Annotated in this window: 24 protein-coding genes; 12 read left to right on the forward strand and 12 right to left on the reverse strand. The window is 68.6% G+C overall.

The features are described from left to right. Nucleotides 1–63 precede the first annotated feature (63 nt). Nucleotides 64–375, forward strand: a complete 312-nt coding sequence (locus F5X71_RS35375) for a GNAT family N-acetyltransferase (protein WP_167465893.1) — start codon at nucleotides 64–66, stop codon at nucleotides 373–375. On the opposite strand, the gene F5X71_RS35380 is transcribed toward F5X71_RS35375, so the two are convergent. Next, the gene (locus tag F5X71_RS35380) at nucleotides 369–1130 is read right to left on the reverse strand and encodes a lysophospholipid acyltransferase family protein (protein WP_167465894.1); all 762 of its coding nucleotides are present in this window, start codon (nucleotides 1128–1130) and stop codon (nucleotides 369–371) included. The two genes, F5X71_RS35375 and F5X71_RS35380, sit on opposite strands and share 7 nt — an antisense overlap. 116 nt (nucleotides 1131–1246) lie before the next feature. On the opposite strand from F5X71_RS35380, the gene F5X71_RS35385 reads away from it, so the two are divergent. The 3 genes from F5X71_RS35385 (at nucleotide 1247) to F5X71_RS35395 (ending at nucleotide 3284) form a co-directional block, all read left to right on the forward strand. Beyond that, on the forward strand, nucleotides 1247–1891 hold the full coding sequence (locus tag F5X71_RS35385) for a YqgE/AlgH family protein (RefSeq protein ID WP_167465895.1): 645 nt from the start codon (nucleotides 1247–1249) through the stop codon (nucleotides 1889–1891). 134 nt (nucleotides 1892–2025) lie between these two features. Further along, the gene (locus tag F5X71_RS35390; protein ID WP_275106761.1) at nucleotides 2026–2562 is read left to right on the forward strand and encodes a sigma-70 family RNA polymerase sigma factor; all 537 of its coding nucleotides are present in this window, start codon (nucleotides 2026–2028) and stop codon (nucleotides 2560–2562) included. Further along, entirely contained in the window at nucleotides 2559–3284 is a 726-nt protein-coding gene (locus tag F5X71_RS35395; protein ID WP_167465896.1) for an anti-sigma factor family protein, read from the forward strand. The genes F5X71_RS35390 and F5X71_RS35395 overlap by 4 nt, the downstream gene beginning before the upstream one ends. Nucleotides 3285–3296: 12 nt before the next feature. Here F5X71_RS35395 and F5X71_RS35400 read toward each other — a convergent pair whose 3' ends face one another. The 3 genes from F5X71_RS35400 to F5X71_RS35410 all read right to left on the reverse strand — a co-directional run bounded on the left by F5X71_RS35400 (nucleotide 3297) and on the right by F5X71_RS35410 (nucleotide 5687). Next, the gene (locus F5X71_RS35400; protein ID WP_167465897.1) at nucleotides 3297–4067 is read right to left on the reverse strand and encodes an ABC transporter permease; all 771 of its coding nucleotides are present in this window, start codon (nucleotides 4065–4067) and stop codon (nucleotides 3297–3299) included. Beyond that, a complete protein-coding gene (locus F5X71_RS35405; RefSeq protein ID WP_167465898.1) occupies nucleotides 4064–5044 on the reverse strand; it encodes an ATP-binding cassette domain-containing protein in 981 nt (326 codons plus the stop codon). Before F5X71_RS35405 ends, F5X71_RS35400 begins: the two co-directional genes overlap by 4 nt. Nucleotides 5045–5171: 127 nt before the next feature. Then, a complete protein-coding gene (locus F5X71_RS35410; protein WP_167465899.1) occupies nucleotides 5172–5687 on the reverse strand; it encodes an EXLDI protein in 516 nt (171 codons plus the stop codon). Between the two features lie 202 nt (nucleotides 5688–5889). Here F5X71_RS35410 and F5X71_RS35415 point away from each other — a divergent pair, with 202 nt between their 5' ends. The 5 genes from F5X71_RS35415 to F5X71_RS35435 all read left to right on the forward strand — a co-directional run bounded on the left by F5X71_RS35415 (nucleotide 5890) and on the right by F5X71_RS35435 (nucleotide 11223). Next, the gene (locus tag F5X71_RS35415) at nucleotides 5890–6660 is read left to right on the forward strand and encodes an MspA family porin (protein WP_167465900.1); all 771 of its coding nucleotides are present in this window, start codon (nucleotides 5890–5892) and stop codon (nucleotides 6658–6660) included. A gap of 119 nt (nucleotides 6661–6779) precedes the next feature. Then, the gene (locus F5X71_RS35420) at nucleotides 6780–8468 is read left to right on the forward strand and encodes a thiamine pyrophosphate-binding protein (protein WP_167465901.1); all 1689 of its coding nucleotides are present in this window, start codon (nucleotides 6780–6782) and stop codon (nucleotides 8466–8468) included. Continuing rightward, the gene (locus F5X71_RS35425; protein WP_174817200.1) at nucleotides 8452–9162 is read left to right on the forward strand and encodes an SRPBCC family protein; all 711 of its coding nucleotides are present in this window, start codon (nucleotides 8452–8454) and stop codon (nucleotides 9160–9162) included. Before F5X71_RS35420 ends, F5X71_RS35425 begins: the two co-directional genes overlap by 17 nt. A 7-nt stretch (nucleotides 9163–9169) precedes the next feature. Then, on the forward strand, nucleotides 9170–10192 hold the full coding sequence (locus F5X71_RS35430; RefSeq protein ID WP_167465902.1) for a 3-oxoacyl-ACP synthase III family protein: 1023 nt from the start codon (nucleotides 9170–9172) through the stop codon (nucleotides 10190–10192). After that, complete coding sequence (locus tag F5X71_RS35435; RefSeq protein ID WP_167465903.1) at nucleotides 10189–11223, forward strand: aminotransferase class I/II-fold pyridoxal phosphate-dependent enzyme; 1035 nt, start codon at nucleotides 10189–10191, stop codon at nucleotides 11221–11223. Before F5X71_RS35430 ends, F5X71_RS35435 begins: the two co-directional genes overlap by 4 nt. On the opposite strand, the gene F5X71_RS35440 is transcribed toward F5X71_RS35435, so the two are convergent. The 5 genes from F5X71_RS35440 to F5X71_RS35460 all read right to left on the reverse strand — a co-directional run bounded on the left by F5X71_RS35440 (nucleotide 11220) and on the right by F5X71_RS35460 (nucleotide 15054). Next, a complete protein-coding gene (locus F5X71_RS35440; protein ID WP_167465904.1) occupies nucleotides 11220–12224 on the reverse strand; it encodes a bile acid:sodium symporter family protein in 1005 nt (334 codons plus the stop codon). The two genes, F5X71_RS35435 and F5X71_RS35440, sit on opposite strands and share 4 nt — an antisense overlap. A 138-nt stretch (nucleotides 12225–12362) precedes the next feature. Next, nucleotides 12363–12689 carry a hypothetical protein gene (locus F5X71_RS35445; protein ID WP_167465905.1) on the reverse strand — a complete coding sequence of 109 codons (327 nt, stop codon included), beginning with the start codon at nucleotides 12687–12689 and terminating at the stop codon, nucleotides 12363–12365. Then, the gene (locus F5X71_RS35450; protein WP_167465906.1) at nucleotides 12686–13558 is read right to left on the reverse strand and encodes a DUF692 domain-containing protein; all 873 of its coding nucleotides are present in this window, start codon (nucleotides 13556–13558) and stop codon (nucleotides 12686–12688) included. The genes F5X71_RS35445 and F5X71_RS35450 overlap by 4 nt, the downstream gene beginning before the upstream one ends. Nucleotides 13559–13573: 15 nt before the next feature. Then, nucleotides 13574–14497, reverse strand: coding sequence for a TIGR04222 domain-containing membrane protein (locus F5X71_RS35455; protein ID WP_167465907.1), 924 nt, complete (start codon nucleotides 14495–14497; stop codon nucleotides 13574–13576). A gap of 149 nt (nucleotides 14498–14646) precedes the next feature. Further along, nucleotides 14647–15054, reverse strand: a complete 408-nt coding sequence (locus tag F5X71_RS35460) for an SdpI family protein (protein WP_167465908.1) — start codon at nucleotides 15052–15054, stop codon at nucleotides 14647–14649. Nucleotides 15055–15406: 352 nt separating this feature from the next. Between F5X71_RS35460 and leuS the strand changes: the two genes are divergently transcribed. After that, nucleotides 15407–18253: a leucine--tRNA ligase gene (gene leuS, locus F5X71_RS35465; RefSeq protein WP_167465909.1), complete on the forward strand. Its 2847-nt coding sequence runs from the start codon at nucleotides 15407–15409 to the stop codon at nucleotides 18251–18253. Between the two features lie 65 nt (nucleotides 18254–18318). Here leuS and F5X71_RS35470 read toward each other — a convergent pair whose 3' ends face one another. Then, entirely contained in the window at nucleotides 18319–19020 is a 702-nt protein-coding gene (locus F5X71_RS35470) for an SDR family oxidoreductase (RefSeq protein ID WP_167465910.1), read from the reverse strand. A gap of 195 nt (nucleotides 19021–19215) precedes the next feature. Here F5X71_RS35470 and ggh point away from each other — a divergent pair, with 195 nt between their 5' ends. Both ggh and F5X71_RS35480 read left to right on the forward strand, forming a co-directional pair. Beyond that, nucleotides 19216–20553 (forward strand): glucosylglycerate hydrolase, encoded by a 1338-nt coding sequence (ggh, locus tag F5X71_RS35475; RefSeq protein ID WP_167465911.1) that lies wholly within the window; start codon nucleotides 19216–19218, stop codon nucleotides 20551–20553. Nucleotides 20554–20647: 94 nt separating this feature from the next. After that, nucleotides 20648–21382, forward strand: coding sequence for a glycoside hydrolase family 25 protein (locus tag F5X71_RS35480; protein WP_167465912.1), 735 nt, complete (start codon nucleotides 20648–20650; stop codon nucleotides 21380–21382). Nucleotides 21383–21494: 112 nt separating this feature from the next. On the opposite strand, the gene F5X71_RS35485 is transcribed toward F5X71_RS35480, so the two are convergent. Together F5X71_RS35485 and F5X71_RS35490 are read right to left on the reverse strand one after the other, a co-directional pair. After that, entirely contained in the window at nucleotides 21495–22298 is an 804-nt protein-coding gene (locus tag F5X71_RS35485) for a hypothetical protein (RefSeq protein ID WP_428981516.1), read from the reverse strand. A gap of 90 nt (nucleotides 22299–22388) precedes the next feature. Then, a complete protein-coding gene (locus F5X71_RS35490; protein WP_167465914.1) occupies nucleotides 22389–22925 on the reverse strand; it encodes a lipoprotein LpqH in 537 nt (178 codons plus the stop codon). Nucleotides 22926–23083 lie beyond the last annotated feature (158 nt).

Below are 23083 nucleotides of genomic sequence, written 5' to 3' on the forward strand. Positions count from 1 at the left end.
CAGCATAGAGCCGGATGTGCCGTGGAATACGCGGATGACGTCGCACGGGAGTAGCGTCGAGCCATGTCGACCGAGGTCCGTCTCAACACCGCATTGGAACGTTTCGAGATCCATGTCGACGGTGCGCTCGCCGGATATGCCGATTTCCAGGACACCCAGTCCGAACGCGCGTTCGTGCACACCGAGATCTACCCCGACTACGAGGGTCAGGGTTACGGCCGCGACCTGCTCGAGGCCGCGCTGAACAGCACCGCCGCGGATCTGCTCGGCGCGTTGCCGATGTGTCCGATGGTGCACCACTTCATCCAGACCAGGCCGGAATACCTGGTGATGGTGCCGCACTGGGCGCGCGACAGCCTGAACCTGCCTCAGTAGGCCGCGACGGCCCCGTCGAGCGCCTGCTGCAGATCGGTGCGGACCAGCCGCGCGATATCGCCCGGCTTGGCAGGCAGCTCGGTGATCGGCACGCCGAAGTAGAAGCTGGCCGACTTGGCCTGCTCCTTCGTCGGCTGCACCGCGGGATCGTCGCGCTTGCCGTAGCTCAGTCCCATCGACACCAGCACCGGCGCGGCGCCGAGCTTCATCGCGCGGAACGCGATGTGCCCGATCCCGCTGCCGACCGGCTGCACCTGGCTCGGGTCGACCTCGTTGCAGGTGCCCTCGGGAAACACCGCGACCCCGTCACCACGGGCCATCCGCTGCGCGCAGATGTCCATCATGCGTTGCCCCGCCGCGTTCACCGCGCGAATCCCGTGGTCCTTGCCGCGGAAAACCGGGATGCCGCCCATCATGTCGATCTTGCGCCGCTGTTCGGGTTCCTCGAAGAGCTCGTCCTTGGCCAGCACTCGCACCCGCCCGATCACCGGGCGCAGCACGCTGCGCCACGCCGCCGCCGCGACGGTGTACGGATCGTTCTCGGAAAGATGATTGATCGAGATCAACAGCGGTCGGCCCTGTTTTATCGCCGCGCGTAAACCCGCGCGGGCGCCGTCGGCATAGGCGATGCGCGGATAGTAGCGACGGCTGAGAATGGCGTACGCACCCCAGGCTTTCAGCCGGTTCTGACGGTGCTCGAGATAGAAGTCGTACACGGTATCGCTGTTCTCGAGGCGCACCTCGGGAGGTTCCATGACACGGACTCTACGACGCCGCGCCGCGGCCGGTTCGGGGCCCCGAGCCGAAATCCGATCGCCGGAACTGCGCCGCAGAAGGAGCAAATCACCGAAACAACTGCGATGATGTCCGAGTGGCACGCGCAGACGACCCGGATGATCGGAAAACTCGCGGCGGGCACGGCGACCGCAAGCGGCGCGATTTCCGGCACGGCGAGCAGGTGGTGCGCGCCGGCACCCTGTTGGTGTCGGCGACCGAACTCGCGGAACCGACCTTCCGGCGCACCGTGGTCTACATCATCGAGCACAACGAGGCGGGCAGCCTCGGCGTCGTGCTGAACCGGCCGAGCGATACCGCCGTGCACGACGTGTTACCCCGCTGGACAGAGCTGGCCGCCGCGCCGCGCACCCTGTTCATCGGCGGTCCGGTCAAACGTGACGCGGCGCTGTGCCTGGGCACCCTGCGCGTCGGCGCGAGCATCGACGGCGTGCCCGGCCTGCGCCGGATCGACGGACGCGTGGTGCTCGTCGATCTGGACGCCGATCAGGAAGAAATCGGCCGGCTGGTCGAAGGCATCCGTATTTTCGCAGGTTATGCGGGCTGGACCTTCGGACAGCTGGAAGGCGAATTGGAAAACGACGACTGGATCGTATTGTCCGCGTTGCCGTCCGATCCGATCAGCACCGGCCGCCGGGATTTGTGGGGCCATGTATTACGCCGCCAGCCCCTGCCGCTTTCCCTGCTCGCCACCCACCCGATTGAACTAGAACGCAACTGACACCGTGTACTCGTCGAACGGCATCACAACGAGACGACGTTCCGGCGAGATCCTGGGTAACTCATGGAGCCCGCCGAGCATCCGGCGAGGCAATCGAGCGCCGGCCCGCGACGTGAGTTCGGAGGCACCTACCTGTGCGGTTGATACGCGGAGAGGCGGAGCACCCCGACGACCAGAGCGAGTTGTTGCGGGTCCTCTACGACGAGCACGCGTCCGCCCTGTGGCGCTACACCCTCGGTTTGGTGCGCGATCCGGGCCGGGCCGAGGACATCGTGCAGGAGACGCTGCTGCGGGCATGGCAACGCCCGAACGTGCTGGATCAGGCCACGACTTCGGCGCGCGCGTGGCTGTTCACCGTGGCGCGCAATCTCGCCGTGGATGAACACCGCAGCGCCCGCAACCGGCGCGAGTACCGCACCGACGCACCGCCGGAGCGGGCCGCGCCGGACCAGGCCGACCGCGCACTGGACAAATGGCTGGTCGCGGACGCGCTCGGCAAGCTGAGTTCCGACCATCGGGAGGTGATCGTGCGGGCCTACTATCGGGGCCTGTCCACCCAGCAGATCGCCGAGGAACTCGATATTCCGCCCGGCACGGTGAAGTCCCGAATGCACTACGGCATGCGGGCGTTACGACTGGCACTACAGGAGATGGGGGTGACGAACCAGTGACGGACCTTGCCGACGACTACACCACGTGGGATGCCCCGTACGTACTCGGCGCCCTGACTCGCACCGAACGTCAGGAGTACGAGGCACATCTCGCGAGCTGCACCGCCTGCCAGGCCGCGGTCGCGGAGCTGGCCGGCCTGCCCGGCATGCTCGCGATGGTGGACCAGGACACCGCGCTGGCGATGATCGAGCCGCCCGCAACCCTTGCCGCCGAGGCGGATCCGGCCGAGACCGGGCCGCAACCACCGCGGTTGCTGCCCCGCCTCGCCGCGGCCGCCGAGCGGCGCAGGCGGCGCGGCCGCTGGGTCACGATCGCGGCGGCCGTCGCGTCGGCCGCCGCGGCCGTCGCGATCGCCGTGCCGGTCGTCAGCACCGTGACCGCAGCCGATTCGCCGACCGCCGCAGCGGTTTTCGCGCAGCGACAGATGGATCCGCTGGTGCCCACGCCGGTGCAGGCCAGCTTCAAGCTGCTCGCGAACGACGGCAAGGCGACGGTCGAGCTGTCGTGCAGCTACGCCGCGGGCGGTCCGGACTACAACGCGGACTTCCAGATGTGGATGACGCTGAAGGACGGCCGCACCGCCGAATTGGCCGGCTGGACGGCCGGACCTGGCGACGCCCTGACCTTGACCAGAACCACCGAGGTGGCGCCGGAGCGGATCCAGAGCGTGGAGATCCGCTCGCCGCAGACGGGGCAGACGATCCTGCGGGCAGCGGTCTAGCGTCGACGGCGCTCACGCCGTCTTGCGCCGGAAGATCGCAGTGGCCCAGCAGAATCCACCGATGGTCAGCACCAGGCACCACCCGATCGCGATGATCGCGTTGCTGCCGATCGCACCGCCCATCAACAGCCCGCGCACGGTCTCGGTGATCGGCGTGAACGGCTGATACTCGGCGAATTGGCGCAGCCCGGCCGGCATCGTGTCGGGCGCGACCAGTCCGCTGCCGAGGAACGGCAGCATGATGATCGGGAAGACGATGTTGCTCGCGCCCTCGGCGTTCGGCGACAACAACCCGAGCGCGACGGCGAGCCAGTTCAATCCGAAGATCATGAACGTGAGCAGGCCGAGCGCCGCGAGCCATTCGACCGGCGTCGCCGCCGGGCGCCACCCGATCAGCAGCGCGACCACGCCCATGACCGCGATGCCGAGCAGCGCCTGCAGCAGCGCACCGAGCACGTGGCCGGTCAGCATCGAGGACTGGGTGATGCCCATGGTGCGGAACCGGTTCACGATGCCCTTGTCGGCGTCGTTCGCGATGGACACCGCCACCGACGCGGTGATGTAGGCGGGCACCATCAACAGCATCCCAGGCACGAGATAGTCGACATAGTTTCCGCCGGAGGACTTTTCGAGCGCGCCGCCGAAGACGAACTTGAAGATGAGCAGCAACAGTGTCGGCATCATGATGACGCCGATGCTCATGCTCGGATAGCGCTTCGCGTGAGTCAGGTTGCGCCGCAACATCGTCGCCGAATCGGCGAGGGCAAGGGACATGGCGCTCATACGAGGGACTCCTTTTCGGAGGTGGGGCGGCCGGTGAGGGTGAGGAAGACATCGTCGAGATCGGGTGTGTGCACAGCGAGGCCGTCGACCTGGATCTGCGCGTAGTCGAGCCGATCGAGCACGGCGCGTAGCGATTTCACGCTGCCATCGCTCGGCACCGCGAGCGTGAGGTCCGCGGTGTCGTCGTCGGCGGCGACGCTGCCCGCCACCACGCCGAACGCGGCGGAGGCCGCGAGCAGGTCGGCGCGCGCGGCGAAACGCAACCGGATGTGGCCGCCCGGCACCATTCGCTTCAGCTCCGCCGCGGTGCCCTGTGCGACGATGCGGCCGTGGTCGAGCACGGCGATGCGGTCGGCCAGCTGGTCGGCTTCCTCCAGGTACTGGGTGGTGAGAAAGACCGTCACGCGGTAGTCGTCGACCAGGCCGCGGATCATCTCCCAGATCACCCGCCTGCTGCGCGGATCGAGCCCGGTGGTCGGCTCGTCCAGGAAGATGATGCGCGGATCGCCCACCAGCGTCATCGCCAGGTCCAGCCGCCGGGTCATGCCGCCGGAGTAGGTGGACGCGGGCTTGTCTGCGGCCGCCACCAGGTCGAAACGTTCCAGCAGGTCGGCCGCCAGCCGCCTGGCGTCACGGCGCGGCAGATGGTGCAGATCGCTCATCAGCAGCAGGTTCTCCCGGCCGGTGAGCAGTTCGTCGACGGCCACGAATTGGCCGGTGACACCGATGATTTCGCGCACCGCGGCCCGCTCGGCCGCGACGTCGTAGCCGCCGACCCGCAGCTCACCGCCGTCGGCGTGGCCGAGCGTGCTGAGAATCTGCACGGTGGTGGTCTTGCCCGCGCCGTTCGGGCCGAGCAGCGAATAGATCGTGCCCTCGGGGACGACGATGTCGATCCCGTCGAGCACCACCTGCTCGCCGAATGCTTTGCGCAAGCCCAGCGCCGAAATGGCGGGTGCGCGATGACTGTTGACCATGGCGGTCCCTTTCGATATAGATCAGTGAATGCGCATGTGCGCATGACTGATCGACACCGCACCCGATGTTCCGGGGCGGCGGGAGGGCCGATCAGTCGCTGTCCAGTTGTCCGAGAGCCGGATTCGGCTAGATGTCGAGGTCTTCGATCTGGGGACGCTTCGCCAGATCGACCGCCCGCTCGTAGAGCTTCGGAGAAAGCTTGCCTTTCAACTCCTCGATCGTGTCCACGATCTCCAGGACGTAGTCACCCCAGTCCTGTTCGCCGACACCGAGCATGCGCCGCCAGTTCGTCAGATCCTTGAGCCAATTTGCAGATTGGGGATAGTCGGACCAGTCGTTGTAGTGCGCGTGCAGCACGTACTTGCCCTTGCGACTGCGGTACACGCGGATGTGTTCCAGCCGCTCGTCGGTGTACTCGCTCGACTCGATGAGCAGCACGCCGGAGAAGCGGACCTGCCGGACACCGTTGTGGCCGACCCGGACGATAATTTCGTCGAACCCCTCCTGACGACCCTCTTCCAGCTCGATGAAACGGCGCAGCGCCGTGGTCACCGCTCCGGAGAGATTGCCGCCAACCAGCTCCTGGGCGCGCTGGAACAGCGCCAAGTCGTCATCGGCAACATAGATCGTCTTATTGGGCATGATCCGACTATACGTAGATGTATACGTACATACAAGTGTTGCAGGACAATAGCCTCAGCCCTTTCGTGGAGATACATCTTCTTGTAGGTTGCTGAACATTCACTGAGATTTACTCAGCCGACGCTGCCTGAGCTCAGGAACTCAATCGGCAGGATGCTGGGTGCGCGCGAATGCCGCCCGGCGAAGCGAAAAGGGTGCTGTGGTGATCTCTCCGAAGAACCTGAGGAAGCTGCCGGCGCTGCTGGCCCCCGCGGTCGGTTTGCTCGTCTCGACGCTGCTGGTGGGTACGGCGGCACCCGCGTCGGCCGAGTTCGTCGACCCGGCCACGCTGAACGTCCGCATCGGCCACCAAGAGGTGAAACCCACGCTCGACGGCTTCGCCATCATGACCACCGAGGCCAACACCGACGCCAGGGTCATCCCGCCGCTGGACGGCAGTCCGTTCAGCCGCGAGGCATTCCTGTCCGGCATCGGCATCGGACAGGTGGACGGGCCGCCCGCCGGGCACGTCGCCAGCGCGGTGATGGAGGTGGGCTACGAGGTCGGCTATCCGATGTCGTTCGCGCCGAACGGCATCACCGTCACGCTGAACTCGCCCTCGGTCTCGGTCTCCGGCGCGGTCCGTCCCGAAATCTCGGCCGGGGTCACCCCGCAGATCAATCTCGCGCCCACACCCGGCGCTCAGATCGAGTTCCCGCTCAGTGCCAAGCTCGGCGCCGAACTGGGCGCGCAAGCCACGGTACTGCCGTCGCAGCAGCTGTCCTTCCAGGTCGGGCACGGCGGAATCACCGAGGTGTCGCTGGCCAAGTTCACGCTGACCCAGCCCCTCGCCTACGCGGATCTGTCCAACACCCATATCACCGTCACCGGGGCCCTCGGCCCGGTCACCATCCGCACCTTCGTGAAGTTCACCCTGGTCACCGCCGCGGGCCAGACCAGCGACGCGGTGTACAGCGACCCCATCTCGCTCTGAGCACTACCGGGCGCGCACCGGTTCACCGTTGAACCGTCTGCCGGGCTCACCCGTATCACCTTTGTACGCAGGATGTGATCTCGCGGGCCCGGCACACCGGACCGCGGGGAGGAGTGCCGATGCAGACCCGGGTCGTGGACTATCTCGTGCAAGTAGTCGCGGACCTGGGCGTACGCCACATCTTCGGCGTGGACGGCGCGAACATCGAGGACCTCTACGACGCCCTCTTCGACACCGCCCACGATGTCACCGGCGTGATCGCCAAGCACGAGTTCGGCGCGGCGACCATGGCCGACGGTTATGCCCGCTCGACCGGCGGGTTCGGTGTCGTAGCCGCCACCTCGGGCGGCGGCGCGATGAATCTCGTTGCGGGTCTTGCCGAATCATTCGCCTCCCGAGTCCCGGTACTCGCGCTGGTCGGCCAGCCGCCGACCGCGCTGGAAGGCAACGGCGCCTTCCAGGACACCAGCGGACGGGCGGGCACCATCGATGCCGCTCGCATGTTCGCGGCGATCACCCGCTACTGCGCCCGCGTCGAGACCGCCGCCGACCTGCCCGATCAGGTGGCGGTGGCGGTCGCCGCGGCCCGCCGCGGCGGCCCCGCGGTGCTGTTGCTGCCCAAGGACGTGCAGCAGTGCGACCTGGGCCGGCTGCCGCCGTTCCGGTTGCCCGCCAAGACTTATCGGCGCGACGGACCCGGCCTGGCGCAGGTGGTCACCGCCCTGCGCACGGCCCGACGGACCGGCAAGATCGTGCTCATCGCCGGTGACCAGGTGGCCAGGGACAACGCCCGCGCGCAGCTGGCCCGCCTGGCCGTGGCGCTGGACGCCGTGGTCGGGGTCGCGCCCGACGCCAAGGACACCTTCGACAACACCGATCCCGGCTTCTGCGGGGTCGCGGGCAGCATGGGCCATCCCGAACTCGCTGCCGCACTACGGAACTCGGCGTTGTGCCTGATCATCGGCACGCCCATGCCGATCACGGCGCGGACCGGCCTGGAAGACGCGCTGGCCTGCACCACGGTGGCCGCCCTCGGCGCCGTGCCGACGCATCTGCCCGCACTGCACGCGACGAGCACCGATCTCGCTCGCACGCTGGACGAACTCGCCGACGAATTCGACACCGCCGCGACTACCCGCGATCCGCGGCCCGCCACCGCGCTCACCCCGCTGCGGGTGCCCGCCGCGACCGGCCCCGGGCTGCGCTACCGCGAGATCGTCGAAACCATCGAGGCGGCACTGCCCACGGGCACCGACATCTTCGCCGACGCGGGCAATACCGGTGCGGCGGTGGTGCATCAGCTGCGGGTGCCGCGCGGTGGCCGGTTCACGGTGGCGCTCGGCATGGGCGGTATGGGCTATGCCTTCGGCGCCGCGATCGGCTCCGCCTTCGCGCGGCGCGGCGGCGGCAGGCGCACCGTGGTCGTCGCGGGTGACGGCGCGTTCTTCATGCACGGCCTGGAACTGCACACCGCGATCGAGCACGCGCTGCCGGTCACCTTCATCGTGTTGAACAACAACGCGCACGCCATGTGCGTCACCCGCGAGCAGCTCTACTACCGGGATCGCTACAGCTACAACAGGTTCCGGCCCGCGCAGCTCGGTGACGGCATCGGCGCGATGTTCCCGACGCTGCCCGCCGTCTCGGTGCGCGCACCCGGCGAGCTCGCCGCGGCGCTGCGCGCCTGCTTGGAAAGCCATGGGCCGTCGTTCCTTTCGATCGACGTCGACCCCGACGAGATCCCCCCGTTCTTGCCTTTCCTGACCACCACCGACACCTCGAGGAGCAGAAATGACCGCAGCGCGTAGCGATTCCCGAAGCAGCGGTGGCCAGGCGACGGACGGGTCCGGCAGCGCCCTGCCCGCCCTCAGCGATTTCCCGGACGAACTCGTCCCGGGTGTGCTGCGCATCGAGAACTCCGACAAGGACGCCACCACCCCGATCATCATGGACATGCTGCGGTCGGTGTACCCGCACGACCAGATCTTCGGCGAGTACTGTCCGGTGCAGGCCTATATCGCCGCGCCGCCGCGCGAAGTGTACGAATATCTGGCCGATACGAGGTCGCTGGAGGAATGGACCTACAGCCTGCGCGGCTTCGTGGAAACCGAGGAGCCCGGCCTGTGGCTGGCCTACGACCGGCTCGGCGACCAGACTCAGATCTTCACCAGGACCGTGGCCAATCCCGAGGCGATGACCGTGGACTACCACTGCGCCTGGGACCAGTCACGGCACCTGTGGATGATCTACCTGCTGCGGGTGATCGACGCCCAGGTCGTGTTCGACAAGCCGGGATCGGTTGTGCTGTGGGTCAATTGCAAGCATCCCTTCTACGACGAGAACCCCTACCCCGAGACCGCGCCGCCGCGGCGCCCGGTCTGGGTCGGTGACTTCTGGGAGATGTTCTCGGCCGGGCACCAGCTGGAAATGGACAACCTCAAGGCGATCTGCGAGTACCGGGCGGCCAACGGTCTTCCGGTCAAGCCCGACTGGATGAAGTGAGACCCGTATGAGTTCGTTTCCCACAGTCAGCCTGGTCGACGTCGCGAGCTATCTGCCCGGCGAGCCGGTCGGCACCGAATACTTCACCCAGTTCTCCCGCTCGGACCGGATGGCGAAGAACGTGATGTTCCGCTCGCCCAAGGCCCGCCACCACGTGGACCGCGACGAGACCGCGGTCGACATGGTCGAGCGCGCGGTCGCCCCGCTGATCGAACGCCATGGGGCGCGGTTCATCTCGGAGATCGACGTGCTGATCACGCACACCCAGCTGCCGACGAATCCGGTGCTCGGCTGCGGGCCCGAGGTCGCCCGGCGCCTCGGTGCGCGACCCGGCTTCGTCTACGACGTGCACAACGGCGGGTGCGCGGCGTTCGTGCACATGATGTCGATGGCGCGGATGGTCCTGCAGACCACCGACGCGCGCACCGCGTTGATCGCGGCGACGCAGAACTGCGCGGGACCGGTGTTCACCCAGCCGGAGATCCGCAAGCTGGCCCAGGCGCCGGTGCCCGGCGACGGGTGCGGGGTCGGCCTGCTGGTCAAGGACGACAGCTCGCCGATTCTCGACATCGAGTGCCGCACCTACCCCGAGTTCGCCGGCGACATGGAGTTCTCCACCAACGGCGAGCGCAAGTACTGGGAGCCCGGCGAGGGCCAGGGCTGCGTCAGCTTCACCGAATCGAAGATCACCAAGGTGTTCGCGCGCGGCAACCGGTTGGTGCCGGAGGTGGCGCTGGCGGTGTGCGACCGGATCGGGGTGAAGGGACGCGACATCGACACCTTCGTCACCAACCAACCCAACCGCTTGTTCCTGCGCAACTGGCACGACGCGCTGGAACTGCCCGCCGAACGCCATCCGGACACCTTCGACATGTGCGGAAACCTGTTCGCCGCAGGCATTCCGGTGACTCTGGACGTGGAGAACCGCGCGGGCAGGCTGCGCGCGGGCTCGGTCGTGCTGCTGTCGGCCTTCGCGCACGCGGGCGATTTCGCGGCCGCGGCGGCCGTCCGGTGGGGCGCGGCCGGATGAACGTGCGGCTCGTCGAGGAGACCAGGCCGTCGCGGCAACCCCGCGGCGCCGCCACGGCGCCGCGTTTCGACCTGGCCCTGAGCGAGAATCCCTTCCCGCCACTGCCTTCGGTGCTGCGCGCGATGCACGCCGAACTGGCACAGGCGAATCGGTACCCCGAGTTCCTGCCGGACCGGTTGCCCCGGCTCATCGCCGGGCATCTCGGCGTGTCCGCGGATCAGATCGTGGTCGGTGCGGGCGCGACGGGGGTGGCGCTGCAGATCATCCAGTCGCTGACCAGTGCCGGTGCCGGAATCGTCTACGGCGCACCGACTTTCGACGGCTATCCGATCATGGCCGAGATGACCGGACTCGACGCAGTGCCGGTACCGCTGACCGCCCGCGGCGACCAGGACCTGTGGGCGTTGGCCCGGGCCGTCGACAAGCGCACCGGATTGGTGGTGGTGTGCCGCCCGCACAATCCGACCGGCACCGTGGTCACGGCCGGGCAGTTGGCCGCGTTCCTGCGCACGGTGCCCGCCCGCGTGCCGGTGATCCTGGACGAGGCCTATGTCGAATTCCTCGATGCCGCCGCCCATATCGACCCCGGTGCCCTGCTGCGCAAACACGCGAACCTGCTTTTCCTGCGTACCTTCTCGAAGGCGTACGGCCTGGCGGGGCTGCGCATCGGCTACGCCTTCGGCAGGCCGGAACTGATGGCCAGGGTGCGCAAGCTGCAGTTGCCGTTCGGAGTGAGCTCGACCGCGGCGGCCGCGGTCGCCGCCTCCTATGCCGCCGCACCGGAGCTCGCCGCGCGCACACTACGCATCACCGCCGCACGCGAGGCACTGCGCACGGCGTTGCGCCGTCGCGGCATCGAGGTACCGCGCAGCCAGGCGAACTTCCTGTTCCTGCCCGGCCCCGGCGTGGCCACCGCGCTGCGCCGGGCCGGTATCGCCGCGAAGGCGTATCCCGATGGCAGCGCACGCATCTCGGTCGGCGACCCCGACGCCGATCAGGCGGTGCTGCGCGCACTGGAGGGGCTGCGTTAAGCGGCGGGCTTCAATTCCCCTGCCTCGCCTGGCTCCTCGGCCTGCTTGCCCCAGCGCTGCGATAGCGCGGCACAGGTGATCAGCTGGATCTGATGGAACATCATCAGCGGCAATACGATCAGGCCCACCGGCTGGCTCGCGAACAGCACCGTCGCCATGGGCAGCCCGGTCGCGAGGCTCTTCTTGGAACCGCAGAATACGATCACGATGCGGTCCGCGCGGGAGAAGCCCGCGAAGCGGCCGATCAGCATGGTCAGGGTGATGACGAGCGCGAGCAGCACACAGCAGACACCGGCCAGCGCGAGAATCCGCCACGGCGAGAGCATGTGCCAGATGCCCTCCACCATGCCCGCGCTGAACGCGGCATAGACGACGAGCAGGATCGAGCCGCGGTCCACCAGCTTCGTCGGCTCGGCATAGCGGCTGAGCCAGCCGATCACCTTCGGCCGGATCAGCTGACCGATCGCGAACGGCACCAGCAGCTGCAGCACGATGTCGCCGATCGACGAGAAGTCCACGCTGGCATGGCCGGTGGTGTTCATCAACAGGATCACCAGCAGCGGGGTGATGAAGACACCGAGCAGGTTCGAGGTGGTCGCGCTGACGATCGCGCCGGGCACGTTGCCCTTCGCGATCGAGGTGAACGCGATCGAGGACTGCACGGTGGACGGGACCAGGCACAGGAACAGCAGGCCGGTGTACAGGTCGTCGGTCAGCACGCTCGGCACCAGCACCCGCGCCGCGAGTCCGAGCAACGGGAAGGCGACGAAGGTGCAGGCGAGCACCACCAGATGCAATCGCCAGTGCGTCAGGCCGGCCAGCGCCTCCTTCGGCGAGAGCCGGGTGCCGTACAGCAGAAAGAGCAATGCGATGGCAATCTTCGTCAGCACGTCGACCACGTCCGCCGCGGTACCTCTGGCCGGGAAAACGCTGGCCAGGGCGACGGAAGCGAGGATCGACAGGATGAATCCGTCGATATAGAACTTGCTGAGGAATCGCACAGCCCAGGCTAACGCCGCGGCACCCCTGCGCGACTCCTGAGCAGTGCGTACTTCCTCACATCCCATGAATTGCGCGGCGGCCGCGGCGGAACGCGATCTTCGGCGCCCGCGGTGCCGGGCCACCGGCGCGAACGGGGTTCAGCGCCGCGACGACCACCGCGCACGTTTGCTTGCCCTGCCCAGCAAAGGTGCTGGTAGATCCAGATATTGCGCGAAGTCCACCGCATCGGCGGCGGTCGTGGTCTTGGGCTTGCCCGCGGCCCAGGCGATGAATAGCGGGGTGAAGTCGGCCCCGCAGGCGTGGGCCAAGCGGGGGTAGCGGCGGGCCACCTCGCCGGCGCGTTTGCGCAGCAGGGCGTGGGCGGCCGCGGCAAGGTCCTCGGGGTCGAAGCCGGTGGGGGCGGATGCGCCCGCGACGAGAGCGCGGATCAGCGCGGCTTGGCGGGCGGCGAGTTCGTCGCTCATGGGCGCGGTGCTCGCGCGCGGCCAGTGATCGAGGGACGGTCGGCCGCGACGGCGATCGCGTCCAGTTCGTCGAGGAGTTCGGCGGCGGGCGGGTAGTTGCCGTCGCGTTCGAGCATCAAGGGCACCGGATGCCGGGCGGTGAACGCACCGACGAGGGCGAGCACGTCGGCCGGGACGGGGTCGGTGTGCGTGTCGTGGTAGCGGCCACCGGCTTCGTGACCGCCCGCGACGTGACAGTAGGCGACCCGGTCGGCGGGCAGGCGCAAGAGTTCGGCCAGCGGATCGCGGGCCCGATTACGGGCATTGGCATAGATATTCGCGAGGTCGAGCAGTAGGTACACCCCGGTCCGCTCCACCAGTTCGGTGAGGAACTCCGATTCGGTGTACTCGTCGTCGGGCCAATCGAACAGCGCGGCAATGTTTTCCACGGCCAGCGGCACGCCGAGCCCGGCCTGGGTCCTGGTGATGTTGCGGGCCAGCACCGTCAGCGCCGCGGCCGAGCGCGGCACCGGCAGCAGATGCCCCGCCTCGATGCCGTCGGCCCGCACGAACGCGATGTGCTCACTCACCAGCGGCGCGCCGAGCGCGACCGCGGCGGTGCCGAGCTGTGCGATCCGTCGGTCCTCGACCGGGTCGGCGCCGCCGAGCGACAACGAAACACCGTGCGGCACAACGGGGATACCGCGTCCGACGAGCGCGGCCAACTCGGCGGGCGGCACAACGCGCGGCCCGCGCAGCCGGGATCGCCGCATGGGTAGTGCTTCCGCGATGACCTCGCAGAAGCCAAGGCCGGCCAATTGGGCGATGACACCGCAGATCTCCGGACGCCAGCCGATGCCGAGCGCCCCCTCGGGCAGCAGCCCGGTCATCGCCCGGCCGGACCGTCAGCCACCACAGCCGCCACCCCCGCCACAGCCTCCGCCACCACCACAGCCACTACCGCCACCGTCCCCGCTGCCACCGCCGTCGCTCCCCCCGGACGAGCTCGGCGGCTCGACCGCACCGGCCAGCCCCGGATCGAGCGACAACAGCGCGGCGCCACCGAAGATCGCGGCCGCGAGCGCGGCGCTCTCCGCCCCGTAGGTGGAGTAGGCGGGTGAATTGGACGGGCGCAGATGCAGGCCGCTGGTCGTCGCGTTGGCACGGGCTCGATGGCCGAACGGGGTCAGCCGTGGCTTGCGCACCAGGAACCAGTAGCAGAGCAACTGTGCCAGGAGCGCGAACACGAGGAAGGCGACCGGGTTGTCGTTGAGCAGGCCCGCGATGAGCCGCACCACGCCGACCGCCATCACGATCAGCGTCGGCAGGCCCGCGTCCCAGATCCGACGCTTGAATTCCGCGTCAGGGAAGTAGCCGCGCTTGACCATGGACTCGCGCATCTCCGCGCGGGTGCCGGACAACGCGGCGGTGAGCGCGGCCACCGTCGGCTTGGTCCCGGCGACGATGCGCCGATAGACCGCGACGGTGAACGGGTCCAAGCGGAACTCGTCGGCCTGCTCCAGTGGCCGGGCCGGCGCCGCGCTCGAATCGATGAGGTCGGCGCTGCGCAGCCGGGCCAGCGCCGTGAGCACCGCACGCCGATCGTCGAAGAGCAGGCCCAGCTCGGGCAGGGACAGTTCGGCGCCGGGGTGTGCGGGGGCGGAGTCGGGCGCGGCCCGCGTCACCCGTAGCCGCAGCCACACCCCGAGTGCCAGCGCGAGCAGCGCGAACGGCAGATAGATCGCCAAGAAGTCGGGCCCGGAGATGCCCCAGGTGTCACCCGCGGCGACCACGAGGTCGGAGCTCGTGCTCCGGTCGAACGTACCCATATCCACCCCGGAGTCGTGCCAGTAGTTTCCCCAGTATGGGACCGCCCCACACCGGTGTGAACCGGATTCCGTGCGTTGACCGGATCGAAACCCGGGTGAATAGGGTCACCGGCGGGCCGGTGGCACGGTTCGGCCGGACGAAACGGGGCCTAGGTCGCGGGCTGGCAGGTGTCGCGCAGTGAGCACCCGCCGCACGCGCTGCCGCAACCGCCGAGCTCGGCGGGCGGCGCGATCGCCTCGGCCTTCGCCGCCGCCGCGTTGGCGCCCGCGCCGAGGGTGAACAGCGCGAGCACGGCGACACCCGCGGCGACGAGCAGCGCCGCGAAACCACCCGCGGCGAGTACGACGAGTCCACCGGCGAACAGCAGCGCTCCCGCGGCCAGCGAGGTGGGGGCGGCGACGCGATTGGCGATCCGGAAGGTCTCGTCATCGGAGAGGGCGGCCTCGGTGTGCACCCCGACGAAGCGGTTGCGCGGCAGCCGGCCGCTCAGCCCGAGCGCTCCGGTCGCGAGGGCGACGAGGCCGAGCACGAACAAGGCGAGAGCGACTACGAACACCCATGCAGGCTATCGCATCGGTCGACTCCGGCTACCGACAGCTCCCGCGCAACCACCCAGCACATGGCAGGCCACCACTGCGGACGAGCGCTTTCCACACTGCGCCGAAACGGCTCCGCAACGCAGCAACCAAACGCACTGTTGGGTCCGCCGAGATGAGAACGCCGACGCCGGGGCGACGCGAAACCGGTGTGCCGCAGCGACATACCGACGGGTGGGTAACCTCGTACGGAAGATCGGCACGCCCGCGCGAGCGAGGTCTGCGCAGCCCGATTTTCAGTACCGCGGTGTGCACGTTCTACCCTGATAGACGAAGTTTGTCGGGGATCGGCGATAACAAGAAGGCAGGACCGTGCAGGACACTCGTGCGACCGATAGCGATGTACCCGAGCATCGGTACAACGCCGCGCTTGCCGCCCGTATCGAACAGCGTTGGCAGCGGACGTGGGCCGAACGCGGGACCTTCCATGCGCCGAACCCGGTCGGTCCGCTAGCGGGTGCCACCCCGGCGGACAAGCTGTTCATCCAGGACATGTTCCCGTACCCGTCGGGGGCGGGCCTGCACGTCGGGCATCCACTCGGCTACATCGCCACCGACACGTTCGCGCGGTACCACCGGATGCACGGCCGCAACGTGCTGCACGCGCTCGGCTTCGACGCGTTCGGCCTGCCCGCCGAGCAGTACGCGGTGCAGACCGGCGCGCATCCGCGGGTGACCACCGAGTCGAACATCGCCAACATGCAGCGCCAGCTGAGCAGGCTCGGCCTCGGCCACGACAGCAGGCGCTCGTTCTCGACCACCGACCCGGAGTACTACCGCTGGACCCAGTGGATCTTCTTGCGCATCTACAACTCCTGGTACGACCAGGAGCTGGATCGCGCGCGGCCGATCGCCGAGCTCGAGGACCAATTCGCCAGTGGCGCACGCGCGGTCCCGGACGGCAAGACCTGGGCCGAGCTCACGGCCGCCGAGCGCGGCACGCTGCTGGACTCCTATCGCCTGGTGTACCTGACCGATTCGATGGTCAACTGGTGCCCCGGCCTCGGCACGGTGCTGTCCAACGAGGAGGTCACCGCCGACGGCCGCAGCGAGCGCGGCAACTTCCCGGTGTTCCGTAAGCGGCTGTGGCAGTGGATGATGCGGATCACCGCCTACGCCGACCGGCTGATCGACGACCTGGACCACCTGGACTGGTCGGATCAGGTGAAGGCGATGCAGCGCAACTGGATCGGCCGCTCGCGCGGCGCGCAGGTGAAGTTCGACGCGGCGGGCAGGCAGATCGAGGTCTTCACCACCCGGCCCGACACCCTGTTCGGCGCGACCTATGTCGTGCTCGCGCCGGAACACGAGCTGGTCGATCAGCTGACCGCGGCCGAGTGGCCCGCCGGCACCGACCCCCGCTGGACCAACGGCGGCGCCGCGAATCCCGCGGACGCCGTTGCGGCCTACCGCAAGTCGATCGTGGCCAAGTCGGATCTGGAGCGCCAGGAGAACAAGGAGAAGACCGGCGTCTTCCTCGGCGTGCACGCGGTGAACCCGGCCAACGGCCAGGCCGTTCCGGTCTTCATCGCCGACTATGTGCTCAGCGGCTACGGCACCGGCGCGATCATGGCGGTGCCCGGCCACGACCAGCGCGACTGGGAATTCGCCACCGCGCTCGGCCTGCCGATCGTGGAGGTCATCACCGGCGGCGACCTGAGCGAGGCCGCCTACTCCGGCGAAGGCACCCTGGTGAACTCCGGCTACCTCGACGGCCTGTCCGTCGAGGAGGCGAAGGCGACCATCATCGCCCGGCTGGAGACCGAGGGCCACGGCACCGGCACCATCCAGTACAAGCTGCGCGACTGGCTCTTCGCCCGCCAGCGCTACTGGGGCGAGCCGTTCCCGATCGTCTTCGACGAGGACGGCAGGCCGCACGCGCTGCCGGAATCGATGCTGCCCGTGCGGCTTCCGGAGCTCGACGATTTCGCGCCGGTCACCTTCGACCCGGACGACGCCGACTCCGAGCCGTCGCCGCCGCTGGCCAAGGCCGCCGAGTGGGTCAATGTCGAGCTCGACCTGGGCGACGGACTCAAGCGGTACCGCCGCGACACCAACGTCATGCCGAACTGGGCGGGCAGCTCGTGGTACCAGCTGCGCTACGCCGACCCGACCAACGCGGAGGCGTTCTGCGCCAAGGAGAACGAGCAGTACTGGCTCGGCCCGCGCCCGGCCGAGCACGGCCCGGACGATCCCGGCGGCGTCGATCTGTACATCGGCGGCATGGAACACGCGGTGCTGCACCTGCTGTACGCGCGGTTCTGGCAGAAGGTGCTGTTCGATCTCGGCGATGTCAGCGGCCGGGAACCGTACCGGAAGCTGTTCAACCAGGGCTACATCCAGGCCTACGCCTACACCGACGCGCGCGGTGCGTACGTGCCCGCGGCCGAGGTCGTCGAGCGCGACGGCAAGTTCTTCTGGACCGAGCCGGGCGGCACCGAGATCGAGGTGTTCCAGGAGTACGGCAAGATCGGCAAGTCGCTGAAGAACGCGGTCTCGCCCGACGAGATGTACGACCTCTACGGCGCGGACACCTTCCGCTTCTACGAGATGTCGATGGGTCCGCTGGACAGCTCGCGGCCGTGGGCGACCAAGGACGTCGTCGGGGCGCACCGCTTCCTGCAGCGGGTGTGGCGACTGGTGGTGGACGAGGAGACCGGCGCGGTGCGCGTCGCCGACCTGGACCCCACCCCGGAGACGCTGCGCCTGCTGCACAAGACCATCGCCGGTGTCGACGAGGACTACGCCGCGCTGCGCGACAACACCGCGGGCGCCAAGCTGATCGAGCTGACCAACCATCTCACCAAGACCTACCCCGACGGCGCGCCGCGCACCGTGGTGGAGGCGCTGGTGCTGATGCTGGCCCCGCTGTCCCCGCATATCGCTGAGGAGATGTGGGAACGCCTGGGACACAACGAGTCCCTGGCGCACGGCCCGTTCCCGGTGGCCGATCCCGCGCTGCTGGTCGAGGACTCCGTCGAGTACCCGATTCAGGTGAACGGGAAGGTGCGCAGCCGGATCCAGGTGCCCGCCGACGCCGACAACGCCACCATCGAGGCGGCGGCGCTCACCGACGAGAAGATCGCCGCACTGCTCAACGGCGCGGCCCCGCGCAAGCTGATCGTGGTCCCCGGCCGACTGGTCAACATCGTCGCGTAGTCCACCGAACTCGGCCCCTTCCCGCTCCGACGCACACCGGAACAGGAAGGGGCCGAAGCCTTTTCCTAGCTCGGCATCGGGCGCAGCACGATCTCGGTCGGGTGCGCGTCGCGCGGCGTCTCGACCGCGGTGCGCACCGCGCCCGCAACGGTCTGCGCGCGCAGGAACTGCTCCGGCTGGTAATCCCTGCCCTCGTGCGCGATGATCGCGCGCTGCATGTCGGTGTCGATCCGGCCGGGGTGGATGGCGGTGACGCGCAACGCGGGCTCCTCCAGCCGCAGTGCATCGCCGAAGGCCCGCAGCGCGAACTTACTCGCGGCATAGGAAGCCCAGCCCGCGTTGGCGCGCAGGCCCGCACCCGAATTGATCAGCACCACATGGCCGTTCGCGACGCGCAGGGCAGGCAGCAGCAGCCGGGTCAGCTCAGCGACGGCGATCACGTTGGCTTCCAACGTGTGTCGCCACTGATCTACGGTGGACTCGGCGATGCTGTTCAGATCCGCGACACCCGCGTTGTGCACCAACACATCCAGCCGCGGTATCTGCGCGGTCGCCGCGGCCACCGCCGGATAGTCGGTCAGCTCGACCGGCCACGCGGTCGCGCCGGGCAGCTCGTCGAGAACAGGGCGCAGCGCCTCGGCCGATCGCGCGCCGAGCAGCAGGTCGTGCGTCGGCGCGAGCTCTCGGGCGATCGCGGCGCCGAGCCCGCGGCTCGCACCGGTGATCAGCGCGGTCGGCTTCGGGGTGCTGGTCACGGCATTGGTCATGCGCCCCACCGTAATGGCCCAGGAAAACAGAGCGATGCACGCATATATCGATCGACAATCTCGAGCAGCGAAATACGGACGGGGCATTCGAGAGTGACAACCGCCGCGCACGAGCCCCCCGCCACCAGGTGGGACGAGGCCGAGTCGGACATCACAGAACGCGCGTACTTGCGGGTGGCACCGCAGAATAGGGGGATGGCACACCCGGGATTCACCCCAACGCAGCTCGCGGCCCGCGCCGCGTACCTGCTGCGTGGCAACGACCTGGGCACGATGACCAGCGCGGCGCCGCGCCTGTACCCGCACATGTGGAGCTGGGACGCCGCGTTCGTCGCGGTCGGCCTGGCACCGCTGAGCGTGGAACGGGCCGTGATCGAACTCGACACGCTGCTGTCCGCGCAGTGGAAGAACGGCATGATCCCGCACATCGTCTTCGCCAACGGCGTCGACGGCTACTTCCCCGGCCCCGCGCGGTGGGAGTGCCGCAGGCTGGCCGCGAACGCGCCGGACGGACCGGACACCTCCGGCATCACGCAGCCGCCGGTGCACGCCATCGCGGTGCAACGCATCCTCGACCACTCACGCAGGCACGGCCGCAGCACCCGCGCGGTCGCGGAGGACTTCCTGCAGCGGCGCTGGCCCGATCTGGTGCGCTGGCATCGCTGGCTGGCCCACGCCCGCGACCCCAAGGAGACCGGCCGGATCACGCTCTATCACGGCTGGGAATCCGGCATGGACAACTCGCCACGCTGGGATCGGGCCTACGCCAACGTGATTCCTGAGGATCTACCGCCCTACCGGCGTGAGGACACCGCGGTGGTCGCCGACCCCACCCAGCGCCCGAGCGATCGCGAGTACGACCGCTATCTGTGGCTGGTCGAGCAGATGCGGCGGGCGGGCTACGACGACTACCAGCTCTCCTCGACGATGAGTTTCGCCGTCGAGGACGTGTTCGTCACCGGGATCTTCGCGCTGGCGTGCGAGGTGCTCGCCAATATCGGCGAGGAGTACAAGCAGCCGCACGCGGACGTGCGCGAGCTGTACTCGTGGGCCGAGCGCTTCCGCGCGGGCGTCATCGCGACGACCGACGCGCGCACCGGCATCGCCCGGGATTTCGATGTGCGGTTGCAGCGCTGGATCAGCACCGAGACCTTGGCGATGTTCGCGCCGCTGCTGTGCGGCGGGCTGCCCCGGGATACCGAGCGCACCCTGCTGCGCACGTTCGAGGGTCCGCGATTCTGCGGGCATCCCGACCTGCGCTACGCGCTGCCGCCGTCGACCTCGCCGGTCTCGCGCGACTTCCGCTCCCGCGAGTACTGGCGTGGGCCGGTATGGCCGGTGATGAGCTGGCTGTTCTCCTGGGTCTTCGCCCGGCGCGGCTGGGCCGAGCGCTCGTTCATGCTGCGCGCCGAGGGCCTGCGCCAGGCCAGCGACGGCAGCTTCGCCGAGTACTACGAACCGTTCACCGGCGAGCCGCTTGGCAGCATGCAGCAGTCGTGGACCGCCGCGTCGGTACTGGACTGGCTGGGCTGAAGCGCGCGGTTCGCGTGCCGTTGGGTAAATGTTCCGCAACTGCACCTTACGCAACACTGGTCACAGACAGATCAAATAGCTATCGTCGAACGCCATGGACATCCCGCGTTGGAGCTCGACCATCCGTCGCCGCGGTTCGGCGCTGACCCTGATCGCCCTCACCGGCATCCTCACCGCAACCACGCAGGCGACCGCGGTGGCGACGCCGACCGGTCCGGACGTCTCGTCCTGGCAGCACATCGACGGGCGGCTGATCGACTGGTTCGCGGTCAAACGCTCCGGCCACGACTTCGCCATGGTGAAGGCCACCGAGGGCTTGAGCTACATCAATCCGTACTTCGTCCCGGACAGCCTGCTGATGCGCGCGGCGGGCGTGGCGCGCGGGACCTACCATTACGCTCGGCCGAACCTGCCGCCCGAGCCGCAGGCCGCGCTGTACGCGACCGTGGTGCTCGGCCAGAACGGCGCGCTGGACCTGCCCCCGGTGCTCGACCTGGAGACCGCCGGCGGACTGCCGCCTGCCGCGCTGATCGACTGGACGCACCGGTATCTCAACACCGTGCAGGCCCTCACCGGGCGCGTGCCGATCATCTACACCTATCCGAACTTCTGGCGCACGGCGATGGCCGACACCAACGAGTTCACCCGGTTTCCGCTGTGGATCGCCGACTACCGGGACAACGACGACCCCGAGGTGCCGGGCGGCTGGCCGCACTGGACGTTCTGGCAGACCACCGACAGCGGCCGCATCGACGGCATCGCCGGCAACACCGACCTCAACCGATACAGCGGCGCGCAAGGCGATTTCGCCCGCTTCGCCAACATGTAGGCGCACCGGGCGCGGTGACATAGCTAGTGGGATCGGCCATGGTCTCGACCAGGCCGAAAATGAATGCCGCGCCGCTCCGCGCGATTCGGAGGGACGCGGCATTCGCCGGCGTTCAGGCATTAACGGCGAGGGCGATGACGACCTCTTGCTCGACCTCCGGCAGGTAGTGCACCCGCAGGATGCGCCCGACCTGCACCTGGCCGACGCTGCCGGGGGCAAGGAACTTCTCCACGAGGGTGCTGAAGGTCGAGCCGTCCGGCCGGGTCACCACCAAGCCGAGGGCGATCTTCGAATGGCCGTCGCGGATCTCACCGGTGACCGAGAGCGAGCGCACCACCGCCTCGGTGGCGATGCCGCGCTCGGCGATGTCGAGCTTGCGCCGCGTGGTGATGCCCTTGCGGATCATCGACTCGTTCATGGCCTGCTGGGCCCGCGCGGTATCGCCGGAGAGGTCGACCTCGACCTTGTCGGTGCGGTCGGGCAGATAGCGCACCGGCAGCACCACCCCGGGCCGCAACAGTGCCAATTCGGTCAGCGGCACAATCATTTTCGCGGTGGCGACAAAGGTCTTGCCGTCCGCGCCCTCGACCGCGAACTCCACCCGGACCTGCGGCTGATCGTTGACGGTCACGCCGGTCCGGCCGACCGATCTGATCGTCCCGAGCCCGAGCAGGCCGTTGCGGAACGCGGCGCTGTTGCGGCCGGTGAACGCCGCGGCGATGCCTTCGCCGGTCACCGCGAAGAGCACCGGCACGAGGGTGAGCGCGACGATCGGCAGCGCCAATTGCCAACCGAACCAGCCCATTCCGGCGGGTTCGTAGGCATCGGTGCGGACGTAGGTCAGGCCGTGGAAGAGGTAGTAGCCGATGGCGAGCGCCGCGAGCGCGGCGGCGGACCAGCGCAGGGTTTTCATGATGCTCCTGGTGGATTCGAGCCCGCCCCGTCGTCGGGCGCATGGCCACGACGACGGGGCGGGGTGGGTGGAAAGGGTTGGGGCCGAGGGCGTTCAGCCGCCGACGATGGCCGAGCAGGCGAAGGTGACGTCGAACTTCGAGGTCTTGGGGCCCGCGAGCGGGTTGGTCAGATCGGGAGCGCCCACTCCCTCGCCGGAGATCTTGTAGGTGTTGCCGTCCTTGGTGAGGGTGGCCGAGCCGCCCGGCATGCCGTTGCCGAAGCCGATCGCGTAAGGTTGGCCGGATTCCCCGCCCTTGGTGCCCGCGAAGCCCACCGCCTGGACCGTGTCGGTCCCGGTGATGGTGGCGCTCACCGAGAGGTTGCCGTAGGTGGGGTTGGCGGTATCGGTGAGCGCGAGCGCCAGCGTGCCTGCCTGCTTGGCGCAGGTGGTGGTGAACGTCGCGGTGAGCGCCTTGCCGTCGACCGAGGCGGACGACTTGCCCGCCGGTGCCGGGTCGCCCTGCGCGGACGGTGCCGCGGCGCCCGAGGACTTGGCCGGGGCACTGCTCGCGTTGTCGCTACACCCGGTAACGAACAGCGCGGTCGCGGCGGCGGTGACGAGGGCGGCGGTGACGGACTTGGTGTTCATGATGGTTCCTGACTGTCTGTGGAGGGCCCGATGCCTTCCTGGAGTTCGGTCAGCCCGGTGTGGCTGGGCCGATACGAGAAAGGTAGGAACGGTTCGCGCCCTACCGATCCCAGGTTTGCTCGGGTCCGAATCCGATAAATGTCCGTTAACCTGGTCGA

Source organism: Nocardia brasiliensis, from assembly GCF_011801125.1.
Taxonomy (GTDB): Bacteria; Actinomycetota; Actinomycetes; order Mycobacteriales; family Mycobacteriaceae; genus Nocardia; species Nocardia brasiliensis_C.